At 64.3% G+C, this 20,227-nt stretch carries 14 protein-coding genes, 1 pseudogene and 1 riboswitch; of the genes and pseudogenes, 6 read left to right on the forward strand and 9 right to left on the reverse strand.

Annotated features, from left to right (window positions below; genetic code table 11):
- Positions 1–22: 22 nt before the first annotated feature.
- The 8 genes from AC1MHZ_RS06290 to AC1MHZ_RS06325 all read right to left on the reverse strand — a co-directional run bounded on the left by AC1MHZ_RS06290 (position 23) and on the right by AC1MHZ_RS06325 (position 12,387).
- Positions 23–742, reverse strand: a complete 720-nt coding sequence (locus AC1MHZ_RS06290) for a YiaD family glycine zipper/OmpA-like lipoprotein (RefSeq protein ID WP_084858551.1) — start codon at positions 740–742, stop codon at positions 23–25.
- 95 nt (positions 743–837) lie between these two features.
- On the reverse strand, positions 838–1,482 hold the full coding sequence (locus tag AC1MHZ_RS06295; protein WP_482966143.1) for an MBL fold metallo-hydrolase: 645 nt from the start codon (positions 1,480–1,482) through the stop codon (positions 838–840).
- A gap of 117 nt (positions 1,483–1,599) precedes the next feature.
- On the reverse strand, positions 1,600–2,292 hold the full coding sequence (locus AC1MHZ_RS06300; protein ID WP_084858555.1) for a sensor histidine kinase: 693 nt from the start codon (positions 2,290–2,292) through the stop codon (positions 1,600–1,602).
- Complete coding sequence (locus AC1MHZ_RS06305) at positions 2,289–3,896, reverse strand: tetratricopeptide repeat-containing response regulator (RefSeq protein WP_084858556.1); 1,608 nt, start codon at positions 3,894–3,896, stop codon at positions 2,289–2,291. Before AC1MHZ_RS06305 ends, AC1MHZ_RS06300 begins: the two co-directional genes overlap by 4 nt.
- Before the next feature lie 185 nt (positions 3,897–4,081).
- Positions 4,082–6,796, reverse strand: coding sequence for a helix-turn-helix transcriptional regulator (locus AC1MHZ_RS06310; protein WP_482966144.1), 2,715 nt, complete (start codon positions 6,794–6,796; stop codon positions 4,082–4,084).
- A gap of 319 nt (positions 6,797–7,115) precedes the next feature.
- On the reverse strand, positions 7,116–8,480 hold the full coding sequence (locus AC1MHZ_RS06315) for a DUF1329 domain-containing protein (RefSeq protein ID WP_482966145.1): 1,365 nt from the start codon (positions 8,478–8,480) through the stop codon (positions 7,116–7,118).
- Between the two features lie 24 nt (positions 8,481–8,504).
- Complete coding sequence (locus AC1MHZ_RS06320; protein ID WP_368829208.1) at positions 8,505–10,394, reverse strand: DUF1302 domain-containing protein; 1,890 nt, start codon at positions 10,392–10,394, stop codon at positions 8,505–8,507.
- A gap of 310 nt (positions 10,395–10,704) precedes the next feature.
- Entirely contained in the window at positions 10,705–12,387 is a 1,683-nt protein-coding gene (locus tag AC1MHZ_RS06325; RefSeq protein WP_368829209.1) for a fatty acid--CoA ligase, read from the reverse strand.
- 225 nt (positions 12,388–12,612) lie between these two features.
- Here AC1MHZ_RS06325 and AC1MHZ_RS06330 point away from each other — a divergent pair, with 225 nt between their 5' ends.
- The 3 genes from AC1MHZ_RS06330 (at position 12,613) to AC1MHZ_RS06340 (ending at position 15,474) form a co-directional block, all read left to right on the forward strand.
- Positions 12,613–13,578: a 2-hydroxyacid dehydrogenase gene (locus AC1MHZ_RS06330; RefSeq protein ID WP_084858561.1), complete on the forward strand. Its 966-nt coding sequence runs from the start codon at positions 12,613–12,615 to the stop codon at positions 13,576–13,578.
- A 48-nt stretch (positions 13,579–13,626) separates the two neighbouring features.
- Positions 13,627–14,625, forward strand: coding sequence for a class I SAM-dependent methyltransferase (locus tag AC1MHZ_RS06335; RefSeq protein ID WP_084858562.1), 999 nt, complete (start codon positions 13,627–13,629; stop codon positions 14,623–14,625).
- Positions 14,626–14,664: 39 nt separating this feature from the next.
- Positions 14,665–14,799: riboswitch (yybP-ykoY riboswitch) on the forward strand.
- 90 nt (positions 14,800–14,889) lie between these two features.
- On the forward strand, positions 14,890–15,474 hold the full coding sequence (locus AC1MHZ_RS06340) for a TMEM165/GDT1 family protein (RefSeq protein WP_482966164.1): 585 nt from the start codon (positions 14,890–14,892) through the stop codon (positions 15,472–15,474).
- A gap of 105 nt (positions 15,475–15,579) precedes the next feature.
- On the opposite strand, the gene AC1MHZ_RS06345 is transcribed toward AC1MHZ_RS06340, so the two are convergent.
- Positions 15,580–16,395 (reverse strand): M48 family metallopeptidase, encoded by an 816-nt coding sequence (locus tag AC1MHZ_RS06345; protein WP_482966146.1) that lies wholly within the window; start codon positions 16,393–16,395, stop codon positions 15,580–15,582.
- Between the two features lie 1,234 nt (positions 16,396–17,629).
- Here AC1MHZ_RS06345 and AC1MHZ_RS06350 point away from each other — a divergent pair.
- The 3 genes and pseudogenes from AC1MHZ_RS06350 to AC1MHZ_RS06360 form a co-directional block, all read left to right on the forward strand.
- Positions 17,630–17,833: pseudogene (locus AC1MHZ_RS06350) on the forward strand (HAMP domain-containing protein); the annotation flags it as partial.
- Between the two features lie 111 nt (positions 17,834–17,944).
- Complete coding sequence (locus AC1MHZ_RS06355; RefSeq protein ID WP_416768005.1) at positions 17,945–18,688, forward strand: methyl-accepting chemotaxis protein; 744 nt, start codon at positions 17,945–17,947, stop codon at positions 18,686–18,688.
- 476 nt (positions 18,689–19,164) lie between these two features.
- Entirely contained in the window at positions 19,165–20,223 is a 1,059-nt protein-coding gene (locus AC1MHZ_RS06360; RefSeq protein ID WP_084858566.1) for a hypothetical protein, read from the forward strand.
- Positions 20,224–20,227: the final 4 nt, after the last annotated feature.

Genomic DNA, 20,227 nt, shown 5'->3' on the forward strand with positions numbered 1-20,227 from the left:
AGCGGCCCCTCGTTTCCTTGCCTTACGGGTACTGCTGCACGGTACCCTGCTGGTCATACTGCTGGCCAGGAATCGGCTTGAGGTTCACTTCCACGCGACGGTTCTGGGCACGGCCATTGGCGTCGGCGTTGCTGGCGATCGGCTGGTCCGGGCCCATGCCGCGTACGGAAACGCGCGACGGGTCGACACCCTGGGAGGTCAGGTAAGTGCTGACGGCCTGGGCACGGCGCTGGGACAGGTCCATGTTGTGCTGACGGCTGCCGGTGCTGTCGGTGAAGCCCACCACCTCGATGGTGTTCTGGTTGAACTGCTTGAACGAGTTGGCCAGATTGTTCAGCGGCGAATAGAAGCTTGGGGAGATGTTCGCCGAATCGGTGGCGAAGGTGATGTTACCCGGCATGATCAGCTTGATCTGGTCACCCTGGCGCTGCACCTCGACACCGGTGTTGGCCATCTTCGCACGCAGCTCGGCTTCCTGTTTGTCGGCGTAGTAGCCGTAGCCTGCAGCAGCGGCGCCCACCGCGGCGGCGCCGATCAGCGCGCCCTTGCCACGGTTGTCGTGATCGATGGCGGCACCGGCGATGGCACCGGCCAGCGCGCCCAGGCCGCCGTACTTGGCGGTCTTGCTCATCCCGGTGGAGCCTTGAGCCTGGCCCTGGCTGTCATAGGGGTTCTGGCCGGCACAGCCAGTCATCAGGGCAGCAGCGGTAGCGACGATAATCAGACGACGCATGGTGAACATGGACAAGCTCCTACAGATATTCGAGAGTGCAACAGGTCATGGATGGCCCTATGCCAGCCTTGGACCCGAGCGAAACGGAAAAATTCCCTGAAACCTCAGGCCCGCACGAAAGGATTTTCGCGCATCTCGTCGCCAAGGCGGGTATCCGGGCCATGGCCAGTTACCACCACTGCCTCTTCATCCAGGCAATACAGCCGCGACTTGATGGAGCGAACGATAGCCCGCTGATCGCCACCCCACAAATCGGTACGGCCGATGCCGCGGCGGAACAGGGTGTCGCCGGCGATCAACAGCTTGGCATCGGCGAACCAGAAGCTCATCGAGCCAGGCGTGTGCCCAGGAGTATGCAAGGCCACACCGCAACCGCAGGCCAGCGCCTCGTCATCATCCAGCCAACGGTCCGGCGACGGCACCGGCGTATAAGGCACCCCGAACATCTGGCATTGCATCTCCAGGTTGTCCCACAAAGGCTGGTCGTCCTTGTGCAGGTGCAAGGTCGCGCCGGTCAATTCCTTGAGCTTGCCCGAGGCGAGGAAATGATCGAAATGGGCGTGGGTGTGGATGATGCTCACCAGCGTCAGACCATGGGCCTGAAGGCGCGCCAGGATTTTCTCAGGGTCACCGCCTGGGTCGACGACGATGGCCTTCTTGCTGACCGGGTCGCCGATCAGGGTGCAGTTGCACTGCAATGGGCCTACGGGGAAGGTTTCGCGGATGAGGAGAGTGGAGGCGGTGTTCATGGGAGGCTCCTGGGGACTGCCGGCATGTTAGCGGTGTCTGCGGTGCCTGTCTTGGGTGGTTTGTCTTGGGCTATGCGGTATGACGCAGATCGAGCGCCGGCCGCCATGCGCCTGACACTAAGGCAGATACAACCGGAACAACCCACCCCCCAGCGCCCCGCCGTTGGCAATCTCGATGCGCCCGCGCACACCGTTGCGTTCGTGCAGGGCCGCGATGCGCGCGGCGAAATACAGGCCAAGGCCTGTGCTGCCAGTACGTGAATCGATGCCCTGGAGGTAGTCCTGCTGGCGTTCGAGCATGCGCTCTGGATAGCCCGGGCCGTCGTCGTTGACGCTGATGACCAGTTGCTCGCCCTGCTCCTCGATACTGATCAGCAAGGCATGTCCGGCGTGGCGGATGGCATTGGTGAGGACATTGGCCACCACCGAGGCGACCAGTTCGCGGTCGAAGAAACCCAGCGGGTTGTCGGTGTCGATGCGCCAGGTGGCGAGGATATCGCGATGCCTGAGCACCTCCTGCTGCGCCGCAAGCTGGGCCTCGATGAAATCGTCCAGCTCATGATAGTCGGGGCAGATCGGCAACTGGTTGATGCCCAGCTTGTACAGGCCCAGCAGTTGCACCAGCATGCCGTTCAAATGACGAAACTCGTGTTCTATCACGCCTTGTTCGCTGCCGCCGTGCAGCACCTCGGGCAGACGCGCCAACCACTGGTCGTGGGCCTGGATCAAGGCCGAAAGCGAATTCTTCATGTCGTGCACGGTGGAGGCGATCACCGTGGAGAAGTCCAGCCCCTTTTCGTCTCGATTCATGCGCCGAAGATCCGGATATGCAGTTTGCGGTAGCGGTCGTAGCGGCTGTCGCTGGCCGGAATGCCGGCAACGCTTTGCAGGCAGTTGCGGCATTCCTGCATGATCGCTGGCGTAGGGCTCTCGCCACCTACACGCAGCAGCGCCTGGGCGGTGTTGAGGGCGATGCTGATGTTCTTCGGCTGCAACGACAGGGCCCGACGGAACATGTCCAGGGCCTCGCCGAGCTGGCCAGCCTGATAGCTGCGTACACCCTGGCGGTTGAGGTCGACCGCCTCGGTGACCGCCCCGAGCACTGCCGGATCGTCCGTGATCTGGGCAACGCTCTGCATGACCTTCGGATCGTCGCCATAGGTTTCCACACAGCCTTTCAGGATGCTGGTGCCCGCGGCTTGCTGGCCGAGCGCCTGCAACTGCCTGGCCACACTCAAGGCGGCCTCGACCGAGAAGAACTGGTCCATTTTCTCCAGCCGCTGCAGGGCCTGCTCGGTGAGCTTGCCGGCGGTTTCGGGGTCGCCGGCCTGCTGCAGGCTGGCGGCTTTCATCAGACGGGCGCGCACTTGCAGGCCCTGGTCCTCGACATGCTCCTTGGCGACATCGCTGAGCACGCTGTTGATTTCGACGCGGGTACGCGCGTCCAAGCCATTGCCGACGTTCTTGTTCATCAGCGCCTGGACCAGGCCCAGGTTGCTCTCCGGGTCCTTGTAGCGCGAACTCTGCCCTTGGTTGACCGCATGCCGATAGGCCTTGGAGGCGCTTTCGAAATCTTCGTTGTCCAGGGCCAGCTTGCCCAATGCCGCCTGCCGGCGCACGGCCAGGGGCGACAGGCGCACCGCCTCCTCGAGCATGTGCTGGGCGCGCTTGGTCTCGCCCTGGGCCACCAACACCTCGGCCAAGCCGTCGTACAGGCTGGGCATGATCGGGAAGGCCTTGAGCGCTTGCTCGAAGACACCCTGGGCTTCGCCGTGCTGGCCGCGCTTGTGCAACAGGTTGCCCAGGGCGGCATAGACCCAAGGTTGCGGGCGGCTGGCCAGGATGGTCTTGAGGAACTTCTCCAGTTCCTCGACGCGGTTGAGGTCGCGCAGAGCATCGGCCCGATAGCGCAGGCACAGCGGTGCGAAGCGTGGGTCCTGCTTGCACAGCTCGGCGCAGGCCGCCAGCACCTCGGCCGGGCGACCACGGTCCAGGGCCTGGAGGATGGGCTTGAGCAACGTCTTGCGCTGCGCCAGCTTTTCCAGGCGCTGGGCCAGGCCCACGCGGTTGAACGGCTTGGTCAGGTAGGCGTCCGGCTCATGCTCGAGGGCACTGAGCACGATCGCCTGGCTGCTCTCGGCCGTGACCATGATGAACACGCATTCATGGCTGATCAGCTTGTCCAGCAGCAGGTCTTCGAGCACCTGCTGGCCGTTTTTCTTGCCATCGCCGAGGTGAAAGTCCTGAAGCACGAAGTCGTAGCGCTTCTGCGCGCACATGCGCAGGGCCTGTTCACCGCTGTCGGCGGTGTCCACATCGCGTGCGCCCAGCTCCCGGAGCATGGAGCGGGTCGAGGTACGAAAGTCGGTGAAGTCATCGACGATCAGAAAGCTTTTTTGCCCGTACTGCAGCATCAATACGACCTGTATTGGCAAGGGGTTGTAGAGTGGCACACGACGATGCCCGACATCGGGGCCTGGCAGTGCCGACGCATGCCGCCCGCGATGGCGTCGGCACGGCTATCCAGTAACCCGAACAGCTTATTATCGGCAGCAGGCGAGGAAAAATGAGGGCGCGATGACGCCGGCAGCGATGGCGCTCAGACTAGCAAGCCGAGCGACTTGGCCTTGGCCACCGCCTGGGTGCGCCGCTCCACGCCGAGCTTGCTGTTGATGTGACTGGCATGGGTCTTGACGGTATGCAGGGAGATGAACAGCCGCTCGCTTATCTGCTGGTTCGAGCAGCCCTGGGCGATCAGTTCGAGCACCGCCAGTTCGCGACCGCTGAGCGCTTCGGTACTTTCGTTGGCCGCCACCGGGCGCGGCAGGCTCGCCAGCAGGTCGACCTGGACGAGGCAGGCCGGGCGCGCCGCCAGTTGCTCGCGCAACCATACCGGGTGCGCCTCGAGCAACCGTTGGAAGGGCTGCAGCACCCCACCCCGCGCCGCCTCCAGCGCCTTGGGCAGCAGCGCTGCGGCCTGCGCCTCCTGGCCTTGGGCAAGCAACTGTGCCATCCAATGGCACAGCGCGCAGACCACCAGCATCAGGCCACCGCTGCCCTCGCCACGGCTCACCAGCGCCTGCAAACGCCCGCTGGCCTCCTGCGAGCGGCCTAGCACGCCATCGAGCAGGGCCTGCTGCAATTCGATATGCAATGGCAACAGCGGATGGAACTCCGGCGCCGCTGCCGGTTGTTCGCCGCCGTAGGTCTGGCCCAGGCGCAGAAGCCAGGACTCGGCGAGGTCCGTGCGCCGCTGGGCAAGCCACAGCTCACACTTCACCAGGGTGATCATGGCCAGGTAGAAAATCGGCGGCACATCCCAGATATGCATCAGCCGCTCGGCCTCGGCCAGTTCGGCGAAAGCCTCGGCAAAACGCCCTTCGCGACCGTCGAGCGAGGCGATCACGCAGTGGCCGATCAGCACGCTGATGTCGCGACAGGCCCGTGCCTCGCTGAGCCCGGCGCGCAATCGGGCACGACCCTGGGCAGGTTGCAGGCGGGTGACCAGCAGGTAGCCCTCATACAAGGTCAGCCTGGCCCGCACGGCATACAGGCGCTGGCCCGACAAGCCCTGCAGGCGCTGCAGCCCCTGGCGGACTTCGTCCAGGGCACGCAGTACCTCGCCCCGGGCATGCAGAACCCGTGCGCGGTCATAGTGGGCCAAGGCCTCGAACAACGGGTTGCCGACCCGCTGCGCCAGCTCCAGTGCCTCGCGGTTCCAGCCACGTGCGCGCCAGAAGTCACCGTCGGCGATCGCCAGGTTGGACAAGGTCGACAGGCACACCAGGCGCTGGCCGTAACGCTTGTACGGCAGGCTCTGCAGCGCTTCGCCGCAGTAGTCCAGGGTCCGCTGGCGATCCCCCCGCCCCCGGGCGATCACACCGCTCAGCGCCAGCCACTGGGCCAGCATGGATTTTTGCGCAGTGGCCGAGGGCGCCGGCAGGAAGCGGCTGAGGTGAGCGGCCAGCTCCTCGGCCGCGTCCAGCTGGCAGGCCAGGCCCAGGGCCCAGCTGTACAGCACGATCAGCCGCGGCGTGCTGATCAGCAGGCTGTCGGGCAAGTCCATCTTCCAGCGCAGCAACATGCCGACATTCTGTTCGGCCAGCAGTTGTTCCTCGGAAAGGCTTTGCACCAGGTCGGCGGCCACGTCCAGGTGGCCGGCGCGCAAGGCCTGTTCGACCGCCTCGTCCAGCAGCCCGTGGGCCTGGAACCAGCGGCAGGCCCGTATGTGCAGGGCAGCCAGCGGCTCGCTGGCCTGGCGGCTGCGCAACAGGTCGGAGAACAGATGATGGTAACGGAACCAGTGGCTATGTTCGTCCAGCGGCACCAGGAATACCTGGTGGGCCTGCAGGTAATGCAGGATGCCTAGGCTGTCGTCGCGCTCGCGCAGCGCGTCGCACAACTCGGCGCAGAAACGCTCCTGGCAGGCGGTGTCGTAGAGGAAGGCCTGTACGTGCGCCGGCAGGATCTCGATGACCTCTTCGAGCAGGTAGTCGCGAATCAACCCTTCGCCACCGTGCAAGGCCTGGGGCAAGGCGTTGTCCTCGCCCGACTCGCTGGCCGCCAGTTGCCAGAAGCGCAGCCCGGCGACCCAACCGTCGCTGCGCTGGATCAGGTTGTCCAGGGCCTGGCCGCGCAAGCCAGTAGGTTGGCGGCCGATCACCGCCAGGGCTTCGTCGGGCGTCAGGCGCAGGTCCTGCTCGTTGAGTTCGACCAATTGGCGCGACAGGCGCAGCCGCGCCAGGTGCCAGTCAGGCCGTTGACGGCTGGTGACCAGCAGCATCAGCCCGTTTGGCAGGTGGTTGAGGAAGAATTGCAGGCAGCGGTCAAGCACTGCCCCCTGGGCCAGGTGGTAGTCATCCAGCACCAGCAACACGGGCGACTCAAGCTGCAGGTAGAGGGCCAGCTCGTCGAGCAGGCCGTCGAGCCACTCTTCGAAGGCGAACGGCTGGTGGCGCTGGCGCATCTTCAGAAGGCCCATGGCCTGGCCGCCAAGTGCCGGACAGAATTGCTGGAGCCCTTCTAGCAGGCGTTCGAGGAAGCGCCCCGGGTCGGCGTCCCGCTGGCTCAGCCCGAGCCATAGGCTGCGCCAATGGGCCGGCAGGGCCTGGCAGAACTCGATGGCCAGGGAGCTCTTGCCGAAACCTGCCGGGGCATTGACCAGCAGCAGGCGCCCACTCAAGCCCGCGTGCAGCCGTTGGCACAGGCGCGACCTGGGGACGTGCCCATCCGGCAGCGGTGGCCGGAAGAAACGCCCGTCCAGCAGGCCCAGGGCCTGGCTGGCGAATCCATGCGTACGGGACAGGTCTGTCATGGCCGGCTCGTTCTGGGGTGGAGGACTATGGCAGTACGGATTGTTGCGAGACTAGCGGGTAACGCGGCGCATTTGAAGATGATGGGCGCGTCGGGCGAGGAAAAGACTACAACAAAAAGAAACAAGACCGATGGCGGAAATGGGCGGGTATTGGATGCATGAATGGGGCGTTAGGGCAGGTCTTGAGATGGGTGCCGCCTGTGCGATCGAGCGCCGCGCGGGCGGCGCTCGATCCCACAGACACCAAAGCGGCTACGGCGAACGCTTGCATCACCAAAGGGCTGCGAAGCAGCCCCGTGGCTTCACACCCTGACGAACCTCAACGCACGCCATCCTGGCGCAGCGCCGCAGGCTGGAACTCGCTGCGGCTGGCACTGAAGCCGAAGTCGTAGGCGCGCTTTTCCTCGTTCTTCATGCCCAGCGCCAGGTAGCGGCCCGATTGCAGGTCGTAGATGGCCTCCAGCGTGTACCACGGCACCTGGACGTTGTAGTAGTCCTGGGCATGGGCCTCCGATACCCGCCACAACTGGCCACGGCCGTCGTACTGGTCGATCACCGCGGCCTGCCAGGTGTCCTCGTCGATGTAGAAGTCACGCTTGGCATAGATGTGCCGCTGGCCCGGCTTCAAGGTCGCGACCACATGCCAGACGCGGCGCAGTTCATAGCGGGCCAGGTCCTGGTTGATATGCCCGGGCTTGAGGATGTCCGCATACTTGAGCGTCGGCGAGTCGAGCTTGTAGGCGTTGGAGGCGATGTACATCTCCTTCTTGCCCTCGAGCTTCCAGTCGTAGCGGTCCGGCGCCCCGTTGTACATGTCCAGGTTGTCGGAGGTGCGCAGGCCGTCGGCCGCGGTGCCCGGGCCGTCGTAGGAAACCTGCGGGGCCTGGCGCACACGTCGCTGGCCGGCGTTGTAGATCCACGCCTTGCGCGGCTCCTTGACCTGGTCGAGGGTCTCGTGAACCAGCAGCACGGTGCCCGCCAGGCGCGCCGGGGCGGTGACCTTCTGCTTGAAGTAGAACAGGATGTTGCCCGGGTTGTTCGGGTCGTAGTCCTTCATGCGGTCACGGAAGACGAACTGGTCCTGGAAGTACACCAGGCTGTACGACCCGTTCTGCTGTGGCGTGGCCTGGGTGACCAGGCGTGTGACGCTGCCGCCTCGGTAGCGGGTGATGTGGTTCCAGATCACCTCCAGGCCCGTCTTGGGAATCGGGAACGGCACCGCGGTGCGGAAGTCCTTCAGGCCGTTGCCGCCTTCGACCAGGGTGGTCTTGGTGGCGTTCTCCTTGATGGCGGCGAACACTTCATCGGGCACGGTGGCGCCGCGATGGGTCTTGTACACCGGGATCTTGTAGGTGTCCGGATAGCGCTTGAACATCGCCAGCTGGCCGGGGGACAGCTTGCTCTTGTACTGGTCGACATTCTGCGCGGTGATGGTGTACAGCGGCTGCTCGCCCGCATACGGATCGGAGAGGAACCCCTTGGCATCGGCACTGCCCGCGGTCCTGGACAGCGGCTGCCAGGGGCCGATGGTGCCGTCGGCGTTGCCGGCCTTCTCCGCGCCCATCGGGGTCAGGGTCGTGCCCAGCTTGGCCGCCTCTTCGGCGGATACCGCAGCCATGACGCTGGTCGCCAGCAGGGACAGGCCCAGCACACCGGCTTGCAGCAGACTTCTGGTCTTGTTCATTGTCGTCGTCCTGGATCAGTGTTCTTAGAAGTTCACGCCAAAGCTGAGGGCGATGAAGTCACGGTCGTCCACGGTGGTGTACTTGCCGTCGAAGAAGTTGGTGTACGACAGGCTCGCCGTATAGGTGTTCTGGTACTCGGCATCCAGGCCCAGGCTGATCGCCTTGCGGCCTTCCTCGAAGTTGGCGCCTGGGCCGGGCGAGTAGCCCGAGACGTCATGGGACCAGGCCACGTTGGGCTTGAGGTTGACCCCGGCGAAGACGTCGTTGTAGTCCCAGATGGCACGGGCGCGATAACCCCAGGAGGTGGTGGTGGCGTAGCCGTCGTTCTCGCACTTGCGGCTGAGGTTGGCAGTCGAGGTGTCCAGGCCCGAGTTGCCCAGGGTGCCGCCGTTGAGCAGCTCACAGGTATTGAACGGGCCCGTGGCCGGCAGCGGGCCGGGCCCATAGACCGGGTCGCGACCGTAGCGGGCCTTGGTCGAGCTTTCCAGGCCGCCGATATGGGTGACGCCGATTTCACCCACCACGGTGAGGCGGCTGGCGCCCATCACCTGGTCGAAGAAGTGCGTGAAGGTGGTCTGGAACTGGGTGATTTCCTTGCGCCGGTAGCCATGCAGGTCCTGGCCCGGGGTGCCGGTGAGCACCGAGGCGTTGCTGTACGGTGGCACCCCGATCGGGCCCACGCCGGCGAACAGGATATCGGTGGTGTTCAGCTGCACCGGAGCGTTGGGCCGGTAGCTCAGTTCGCCACTCCAGGCCGTACCGGTCGGCAGCGTGGTCGAGAAGCTCAGGCCGTACAGGCGGATGTCTTCGGGGTATTCGATGAAGTATTCCGAGTTGCCGGCGACGATCAGCGGCGCAAGGCCGGCGAACGGGGTACCCAGCAAGCCGCGCGCGCGGTCGTAGGTCGCCTGGGATGCGCCACTGGCACTGAAGATCGGTGCGCGGCTGTGGTAGTTCATGAAGTAGGCGCCGAACTCGGTATCCAGCGGTTCGAACATGTAGCGGAACGCGACACCGAACTGGCCGCTGTCACGGGCGTCACGGTCAGCGCCACGACGCACCAGCACGCCTTCTTCGTTGATGTCCACGCCCTGGCTGTTGAGGAACGGTACCGCGGTGGGGATCGCCCGGCTGCTGGCCAGTACGCGCAGGTTGTCGGTGCAGCCGTCGGCCACGATGTCCGGCTGGGAGAAGAAGGTGCCGCAGTTGTCGACGACGGTCTGGTCCCACTCGATCTGGTAGAAGGCTTCGGCCGAGAGGTTGTCGGTCAGGCTCTGGGACACATAGAACATGTTGACCGGAATCAGGCCTTCCTTGATTTCCGCGCCCGGGCGGCGAAACGCCGCCACGTCGATCGGGTTGACCGCGTTGATGCCGCCGCCGATGAAGGTGCTTTCACCCCAGCTGATCACCTGCTTGCCCAACCGCACCGAGCCTGGTTGATCGCCGATGGCGTAGTTGTGGTAGACGAACGCGTCGAGCAGCTCGGCGCCGGACGACTTGGCGCCTTCCTTGCGGTTGGAGTCGCTGATGTCCTTGAACTCGCGGTGTTCGTCCTTGAGTTCGAAGTCGTACCAGTACTTGCCCCGTACGAACACACCGGTGTCGCCGTACTTGAGCTCCAGGTCATGGATACCCTTGAAAATCTTCGAGAAGGTCTCGCCCTTCTTGAAGTTCAGGTGGCCATCGTCGGAGGTCTGGGACAGGCCCTTGCCCCCGTTGTTGGCACCGATCAGGTTCTTGTTCGGGTTGGCCGTGGACCAGCTGGCACCGATGGAGAGCGACGAATCGAACTGGCCTTCGATTTCACCGATGTTGAAACTGACACCGAACGCGGGACTTGCGAGCGTGGAAGCGAGGCTGACGGCCAGGGGCAGCTTGGCCCGGCGCCAGAACAGGTTTGCAGATGTCATCGACGCTACTCCATGTACTTTATTGTTATGGCAGTGAGTCCTTCCAGAAACGGCCCGGGCGACCGGTGTGCAGGCTTTCGCCCACGGCGCTGCGACTTGCACGCAGCGCCTCCCCATTCCTGAAAATCCCCTGGCCCCGACTATAGCCAGCAGGCACAGGTGCTTGATCCCTCTAAAGTGTGATTTGAATGCACCCGTTGCGGCAGCGACCTGCAGGCCACGGCAAGCATGGCGCAATTCCTGCGTTTTACAAGCCGCCAGCCGCTCTGCAATGCGGGTCACATGGCAACGCACGCGGCCGGCACGCCTGTCAGAGAGTCGACAGGAAGGTGCTGTTGCTGGCCTGCCACTGGAGGATGTCCTGGCGGATGCGCTTCTTGTCGAGCTTGCCGACGCTGGTCTTGGGAACTTCGGTAACAACGGCGATCTGGCTGGGGATCGCCCACTTGTTGATATGGCCCTGCTCGACGAACGGCTTGAGGTGCTCCTTGAGCGCCTTGGCGTCGATCGCCTGGCCTTCACGCAGTACCAGCAAGGCGAAAGGCCGCTCGCCCCATTGCGGGTCGGCGATGCCGACCACCGCCACCTCGCGGACCGCCGGGTGCCGGCTGATCAGGTCTTCCAGGTCCAGGGAGGAAACCCATTCACCACCGGTCTTGATCACATCCTTGATGCGGTCACGGATATCGATGTAGCCCATGCCATCGAGGGTGGCGACGTCGCCGGTGTGCAGCCAGCCCCCGGCCCAGAGCGCCTCGCTCTTCTGCGCTTCCTTGAAATAGCCCATGGTCAGCCACGGGGCACGCAGCACCAGTTCGCCCTGGGTTTCCCCGTCGGCGGGCAGGAAGTTGCCCTCGCCGTCGACGATCGCCGCCTCCACCAACGGGACCGGCACGCCGGCCTTGATCCGGTACGAGATACGCTCATCCTCGCTGCCGGCCTGCAGTTCGTCGTTCAGGTGCGCGCAGGAGATCAGCGGGCAGGTTTCGGACATGCCATACGCCGCGGTGAGCTGGATACCGCGGGCCAGGGCCGCCTCGTACAGCGCACGGTTCAGGGCGCTGCCGCCGATGATGATCTTCCAGCCGCCGAAGTGTTCGCCCTGGCCGGCTGGGCAGTTGAGCAGCATCTGCAGGATGGTCGGCACGCAATGGGAGAAGGTGACCTTTTCCTCGCGCCACAGCTTGAGCAGCATGTCCGGCTCGTAGCGCCCCGGGTAGACCTGCTTGAGGCCGAGCATGGTGGCGGCGTAGGGAATGCCCCAGGCATGCACGTGGAACATCGGCGTGATGGGCATGTACACGTCATTGCTGCCCAGCAGGCGCACGCTGTCGATACTGCCTGTCACCGAGGCTTCGGCCAGGGTGTGCAGCACCAGTTGGCGGTGGGTGAAGTACACGCCCTTGGGGTTGCCGGTGGTGCCGGTGGTATAGAAGGTGGTGGCCACCGAATGCTCGTCGAAGTCGGGGAAGTCGTAGTGCGGGCTGGCAGCGGCCAGCAGCTGCTCGTACTCGCCGACCAGGTTGGGCAGGTCGGCATGCTTGTCGGGGCCGTCGGTCAGCAGCAGGGTCTTGTCCACGGTGGCCAGCTGGCCGGCAATGGCCTGATAGAGCCCGACGAAGTCGCTGTTGACCAGCACGAAGCGGTCCTCGGCGTGGTTCATGGTATAGAGGATCTGCTCCGGCGACAGGCGCACGTTGATGGTATGAACCACCGCGCCGATCATCGGGATGGCGAACATGCATTCGAGGTAGCGATGGCTATCCCAGTCCATCACCGCCACGGTGTCACCGGCCTTGACCCCGGCCTCGGTCAACACGTTGGCCAGGCGCGCGATGCGCTCGACCAGCTGGGGGTAGGTCAGGCGCAACTGGTCACGATAGACGATCTCACGGGTCTTTTCGTAGCGCCCGCCCGACATCAGCAGGCGCTTGATCAGCAAGGGGAAGGTATAGGCGCCCTCGGCGGGCTGGATGATACGCGTCTGCAACATGGGTATCCCTTTTCTGCAATGCGGGCCGGACAAGTCTGGCCGTTACTGTAGAACGGTGACGCATCGGTCAAATCAGCCGAAGGAATGATTTGCCAGGCGCAAGGTATGAGTGGCCAGGTGCCGTGCGCTTGACACATCGCCCGCCGGCCGTCAGGTTGATGAACCCTGTGGGAGATAGCCCAAGGGGGCATGCGAAACCAGAACCTACCAGCCCCGGAGCCTGCCATGCCCAGCCCGCGCCGCGCCGTATTCCTTGACCACCAGTCTCTGGACCTCGGCGATCTCGACCTCTCGCCCCTGCATGCGCAGTTCGACGAGCTTCAACTGCATCCCTCGACCCGCCCGGACCAGGTCGCCGAACGCCTGCAGGGCGCCACCGCGGTGATCAGCAACAAGGTGATGATCGATGCCGCAGCGATGGAAGCCAACCCGCAGCTGCAATTGATCCTGGTCGCCGCCACCGGCACCAACAACGTCGACCTGGCCACCGCGCGCCTGCGTGGCGTCACGGTGTGCAATTGCCAAGGCTATGGCACGCCGTCGGTGGCCCAGCACACCCTGGCCCTGCTGCTGGCACTGGCCACGCGCCTGTGCGACTACCGCCAGGCCGTCACCGACGGGCGCTGGGCCGCGGCCAGCCAGTTCTGTTTGCTGGACTTTCCCATCGTCGAGCTTCAAGGCAAGACCCTCGGCCTGCTCGGCCATGGCGAACTGGGCGGCGCAGTGGCACGCCTGGCCGAGGCCTTCGGCATGCGTGTGCTCAGCGGGCAAATTCCCGGCCGCCCAGCCCGCGCCGAACGCCTGCCGCTGGACACGCTGCTGCCCCAGGTCGATGCGCTGACCCTGCACTGCCCGCTCAACGATCACACCCGCCACATGATCGGAGCCCGCGAATTGGCGCTGCTCAAGCCCGGCGCCCTGGTGGTCAACACCGCCCGCGGCGGGCTGATCGACGAGCAGGCCCTGGCCGATGCCCTGCGCAGCGGCCACCTGGGCGGCGCTGCCACCGACGTGCTGAGCGTCGAGCCGCCGGTCAACGGCAACCCACTGCTGCAGGCGGACGTACCGCGCCTGATCGTCACGCCCCACAGTGCCTGGGGCGCGGTGGAGTCGCGCCAGCGCATCGTCGGCCAGTTGAGCGAGAACGCCGAGGCATTCTTCGCCGGCCAACCACGGCGTGTGGTCGGCTGAAGCCAGGGCCTCTGGTACACTGCGCCACTTTTTCAGGAGACGCCGTCCATGGACCCGCGCAGTGAAGTATTGCTTCGCCAGGCCGAACTGTTCCAAGGCCCGTTGCTGCTTGCCGGGCTCCCCGCCGATGACCTGCTCGGCCAATTGCCGGGCGCCCACGGCTGGTCCTGGCATGCCGGCGACCAAGCGCTGCTCGACAGCCGTTTCGCCGGCCGCAGCCATTATGGCGTCGAGGTGCCGGACGTCGCGTTCGAGGCCGCCGTGCTGTTCCTGCCCAAGTCCCGCGAGCTGGCCGCCTATCTGCTCAATGCCCTGGCCTCGCGCCTGGCCGGCCGCGAGCTGTACCTGGTAGGCGAGAAGCGCGGCGGCATCGAAGGCGCGGCCAAGCAGCTGCAGGCCTTCGGCAAGCCGCGCAAGCTCGACAGCGCCCGGCATTGCCAGCTGTGGCAGGTGACCGTGGACAACGCACCGCAGGCCAAACCGCTGGAAAGCCTGGCCGAGCGCTTCGAGTTGCCACTCGCCGACGGCCCGCTGCAGGTGGTCAGCCTGCCCGGCGTGTTCAGCCATGGCCGGTTGGACCGCGGCACCGCCCTGCTGCTGCAGCACCTGGACAACCTGCCGGTCGGCCACGTGCTGGACTTCGGCTGCGGCGCCGGGGTGCTGGGCGCAACGGTCAAACGCCGTTACCCACAGAGCCAGGTCACCCTGCTCGACGTGGACGCTTTCGCAGTGGCCAGCAGTCGCCTGACCTTGGCGGCCAATGGCCTGGAGGCTGAGGTGATCAGCGGCGATGGTATCGATGCCGCGCCTGCCGGGCTGGCCCTGATCCTGAGCAACCCGCCGTTCCATACCGGGGTACACACCAATTACCAAGCATCGGAAAACTTGCTGAAAAAATCAGGCGAGCACCTGCAAAAAGGCGGTGAAATGCGCCTTGTCGCCAACAGCTTCCTGCGCTACCAGCCACTGATCGAAGGGGCCCTGGGCAACTGCCGGACCTGCGCCGAGGCAGAGGGTTTTCGCATCTACCAGGCAACGCGCGGTTAAAAACAGGGCTTGCCGAAAGCCGCTCGGCTAGGCAGAATCCGCACCGTCCTAGGGGAGTAGTCTCCCGCGAGCGCCCAGCTCGCCCGGCACGCGTCAACACACTTGGCCCACAGGCCATGGCGCGTGCGACCCAAGCTCCATAGAGAGCGATCCGCACCGCCGGATCACGGGTTTGACAAGACCTATGACACGCACACCTTACCCGGGGCGGGGAGGTCGTACGTGTCATAGCCGTGTCGGCCCGCCCCCGTAGGAATCCTGATGCTGGAATCGTTGCTCGTCCCCACCGCCATCGTTGCCCTCGCCGAGATCGGCGACAAGACGCAATTGCTCGCACTCATCCTCGCCGCCCGTTTCCGCAAGCCTTGGCCGATCATCGCCGGCATCATCGCCGCTACCCTGGCCAACCATGCCGCCGCCGGTGCCGTAGGCGCCTGGGTCAGCAGTTTCTTCAGCGACACGGTGCTGCACTGGGTCCTTGCCGCAAGCTTCGCCGCCACGGCCCTGTGGACCCTGGTCCCGGACAAGATGGACGATGACGAGAACAGCGCCGCACGCCGCTTCGGCCCGTTCGTCACGACCTTGATCGCATTTTTCCTGGCCGAGATCGGCGACAAGACCCAAGTGGCCACGGTCATGCTGGCAGCCCAGTACCCTCACCTGATCATGGTCATCATCGGCACCACCCTGGGCATGTTGATCGCCAACGTGCCGGTGGTATTGGCAGGCAATTTCGCGGCGGAGAAACTGCCACTGACCCTGATTCGTCGCCTGGCAGCGACGGCGTTCTTCGTATTGGCCATCGTCGCGGTGTATTCGGCGATGAAGGCCAGCGGTTGGGTGGGTTGAAGCTATACGGGGGCTGCTGGCAGCCCCATCGCGGGGCAAGCCCGCTCCTACAGAATCCTGCGCAACCCTGTGGGAGCGGGCTTGTCCCGCGATAGGCCCCTTTGTTTACTTCCGGGCCGCCTCATACAGCGGCATCACCTTCGGAATGGCCGCCTGCAGCGAGGCGATCCGAGTGCTCGATGCCGGGTGCGTGCTCATGAACTCCGGCGGGGCACCGTTCGAAGCCTGGTTCATCTTGTTCCACAAGGTGATCGCGGCATTCGGGTCGTAGCCAGCGCGGGCCGCCAGCTCAAGGCCGATCAGGTCGGCCTCGTTCTCGTTGGAACGGCTGTTGGGCAGGGTCATGGCGTAGTTCACCACGGTATCGGCCAGGGCCATGCCACCCTGGCCCAGGCCGAACAGGGCGCCGGCGCCCTGGCGGGCCATTTCCACGCCATAGGCCTTGGACATCGCCTCGCGGCCATGCTCACGCAGGGCGTGGGCGATTTCGTGGCCCAGCACTGCAGCGATCTCGGCGTCGGTGAGCTTGAGTTGGTCCATCAGGCCGGTATAGAAGATGATCTTGCCGCCGGGGCCGCAGTTGGCATTGAGCTCGTCGCTCTTGATCAGGTTGACCTCCCAGTTCCATTGCGCGGCATCGGGCCGGAACTTCGGCGTCTGGGCGATCAGCCGGTCGGCGATGGCCTGGATGCGCTTGGCCTTGGCGCTGGTCTTGTCCAGTTCGCCCTTGGTCGACGCCTCGCTGAGGGTCTGCTGGTAGGACTGGGCATACATCTGGTTGACCTGATCGGTCGAGAGCATGCTGAACATGTACTGCTGACGGTCGACGCCCACGGCGCCACCGCTGGTGGTATTCACCGCCTGGCAACCGGCCAGCAGGATACTGGTGCCCAGCAGGCTGACAACGAATGATCTACGCATGGAAACACTCCCTTTCTACATGCCGCGTATCCTAGGCCGAGTCGCCTGGCCTCGCCAGAGCCGCAGGGAAGATTTATCCGCGCCCCCTCATGCTTTGGTATTACCCCGCCGATAACCCGGGATAACGACCCTCCTGAGTGCGCGGTGCCCCATGAAGTTCAAGTCGATCCAGTTTTCCGTGGCAGCCCTAGCCGGCGCCATCGTGTTGAGCATTGTCGCGGCCCTGGTGCTGTACGCCGTGTATGCCGGCGAACGCACCCAGACGCTGGTGCAGGAGCGCACCCGCCAGCAGTTCGAGAACGTGATCGAGCAGCGCCTGGCCGCCCTCGCCCGCACCCAGGTCAGCGAGATCCAGCGCGGCCTCGAAGCGCCCCTTCTGATCGCCCGAAGCCTGGCCACCAGCAACGCAATGATCGGCATGCAAGGCGCAGACGGCCAGCCGCTGATGCGCATCGACCGCGAGCACCTGGCCAACCAGCTCAAGCGCACCGTGGAGGTCAACCCGACGGTGCTCGGCGCCTACCTGGGCTGGGAGCCCAACGCGCTGGACCACGACGATGCGCGCTATGTCGGCAGCAACCTGGTGGGCGTCGACGGCGCCACCGGCCGCTTCCTGCCCTGGTGGTTCCGCAATGGTGACGGCAGCCTCGGCCAGGACAAGCTGATCGATGTCGACGACCACACGGTGCTGGCCACCGGCGTGCGTGCCAGTGAGTACTACCTGTGCCCGAAGGAGTCGAAAAAGGCCTGCGTGATCGATCCGGCGCCGTACAAGGTCGGCGACAAGACCGTCATGCTCGCCTCTTTCGTCGAACCGATCCTGGTCAACGGCCAGTTCCAGGGCATCGCCGGTGCCGACCTGTCGGTTGACTTCATCCAGGACCTGCTCAATGCCGCCGACCAGCAGCTGTACGGCGGCGCCGGCGAACTGGCCCTGGTATCGAGCAATGGCCGCCTGGTGGCCTACACCCGCGACGCGTCCAAGTTCGGCGAAAAGGCCGATGACGTACTGGACGCCGAACAGGCCGGTACGCTGAAGAACCTGAGCGGCGACGACCTGCACTACGAAATCGACGAGGTCAAGGACCGCATCGAGCTGTACCTGCCGTTCCGGGTCGCCAACACGGCTGCACGCTGGTCCCTGCTGCTGGAGCTGCCGCTGAGCACCGTCATGGCGGACGTGCACAAACTGCAGCAGGACCTGGCCGAGCAACGCCGTACCGATATCACCGGCATGACCCTGGTAGGCCTGGGCATCGCCGCCGTCGGCCTGCTGGTGATCTGGTTGCTGGCCCACGGCATCGCCCGCCCGCTGCGCCAGATGGTCGCCATGCTCGATGACATCGCCCAGGGCGAAGGCGACCTGACCCGTCGCCTGCACAGCGACCGCGCCGACGAACTGGGCGCCATCGCCAAAGGCTTCAACACCTTCCTGGCCAAGCTGCAGGCGATGATCAGCCAGGTGGTCGGCTCGGTGCAGAAAGTCAGCGACTCGTCGGAGCACACCGCCGACATCGCCATCCGCACCAACCAGGGCGTGCACAAGCAAATGGCCGAGATCGACCAGGTGGCCACTGCGGTGCAGGAAATGACCGCCACTGCACAAGACGTGGCACGCAACGCCACCCATGCCGCCCAGGCCGCGAACAACGCCGATCAGGCCGCCAATCAAGGCCTGCTGATCGTGCGCGACACGTCCCACTCGATCAGCGCGCTGGCCACCGAAATCAGCCGCGCGGTCACTGTGGTGCAGACCCTGGCCCGCGACAGCGAGAACATCAATGCGATCCTGGTGGCGATCCGCGCCATCGCCGAGCAGACCAACCTGCTGGCGCTCAACGCCGCCATCGAAGCCGCCCGAGCCGGCGAACAGGGCCGAGGTTTCGCGGTGGTCGCCGACGAGGTGCGCAACCTGGCGCAGAAGACCCAGCAGGCCACCGAGGAAATCCAGCAGATGATCCAGCAGCTGCAACAGGGAACCCGTGAAGTGGTCCGGGTGATGGAAGACAGCCAGGGCAAGACCGACGACAGCGTGCAGCAGGCCAGCCGCGCCGCCGAAGCACTGGAAAGCATTACCCAGGCGGTATCGGTGATCAACGACATGAACACCCAGATCGCCAGCGCTGCCGAGCAGCAAAGCGCAGTGGCCGAGGACATCAACCGCAACGTCATCAATATTGGCCAGGTAGCCGGTGAAGTGGCCGGCGGTGCGGACGAGTCCAGCCAAGCCAGTGCCGAACTGACCAAGCTGGCCGAGCAGCAGCGACGGTTGATCAATCAGTTCCGCGTCTGAAGGGCCGGGCCCAATCGCGGGGCAAGCCGGACCGCCGAGCCCACAGGGATTTCGCAAGTCTCGAGAGCGGCGCAATCTCGGTGGGAGCTGGCGACAGCCTGCGATGGGCTGCAAAGCAGCCCCAAGCCCTCAAACGGTAGAGCCCCTCCAAACTCATGGGGCCGCTTTGCGGCCCATCGCAGGCTCCGCCAGCTTCCACGAAGCAAGCGGAGCCTGGGCCGTATTGGCACGGCTGAGCAGTATTAAACCAATCGAACACACTTTGAGCTTGTCCAGCACCATAGAATCTCCCACAGGTACAGCACCGTTTTTGAAATCGGCGCTGTACCTGCAGCACACCATCATCGGGCGCATGCCTGGCGGGCTGAACGTGCATTGTCGTATTGCCACCTACACAGCCTAGCAAGACACGGAGTTATCAGCCCTTCTGAAAAAACGCACAGTCAAGGCTCCACCAAACAAGCCAAGGACACAGCATGACTGTTCAACCCACCGCGACTTCTGCGCTTCCCGAAATCGCCTATTTCCAGATATTCCGGGTCTATCACAGCGCAGCGCAGCCCAACGCAACGCATTATCTGTTCGGCAACAGCCGCCAGCGGATCGCGCTCACGATCGAAGTACTGGCCCGGGATGCCCAGGGCCGAAAAGTCGACCTTTCCCCCAGGCACCTGGCGGCCCTACGGCTCGTTGAAGTGGACCAGTACGGCTCCCCGACAGGCCCAGCGATTGCTCATGAAGCCGACCCCGAAACCTTGACCGGCTGGAGTACTTACGCCGGCCCGAGTGAATATGTATACGATGAGCGCTTGGTAAAGAAACTCGGTAAAGGCGTTGTTCAAGACGACCGACGAGCGCCCGAAGCGACCGGCCATGATGCCCTGGCAATAGAAACGGACCGCGCGCAAATCTGGGTGGCCACGAGCAAAAGCGATACAAAGAGGTTCGCTGCCAAACTGGGGAACTTCGTCTCGTCTGAGCAGGATATCCAAGCACAGTGGATACGCCTGGCAGCCGTCAAGGTGGACACTGCCAAGGTCGATTTCGAGCATCAGGAAGAACGCGCTTACAGCGGCCTTTACGAGAATGCGCGCGGCTACAACAACTATATACAAGCCCGTACTTCAGATGGCGAAAAAATCAAGCTCAAGTATATCTCCATGCCCGGTATCTGGTGGGACAGGGGCGAGAAATACCTGACCGAGTATTCATTCTGTGTTTCGGCGCATGCGGGCCAGACCCAGATGAATTCAGAAGGATTGCCGCCTTATCTAAACCCTCCTGACAATGTAGGCATCAAGTTTCATCCGCTTGAGATGATGAAGCCCCGAGAGGTGGTCAAGCCACGGGAAGACGAAGTGGTGATCATCATGTTCCTGGACCCAACACACTGGCAGTTCCGTCTGCGCGATTTCACCCAGGCAGAAGATAAAGAAGTACATGATGGCGATATCACAGACGTACATGGCAACGTCTACCCGTTACGGTTCAGATATTCCATCACGAAAGTGGACTTGATCATTACAAAGCGCTAAACCC

This window comes from Pseudomonas sp. FA-1, from assembly GCF_056856075.1.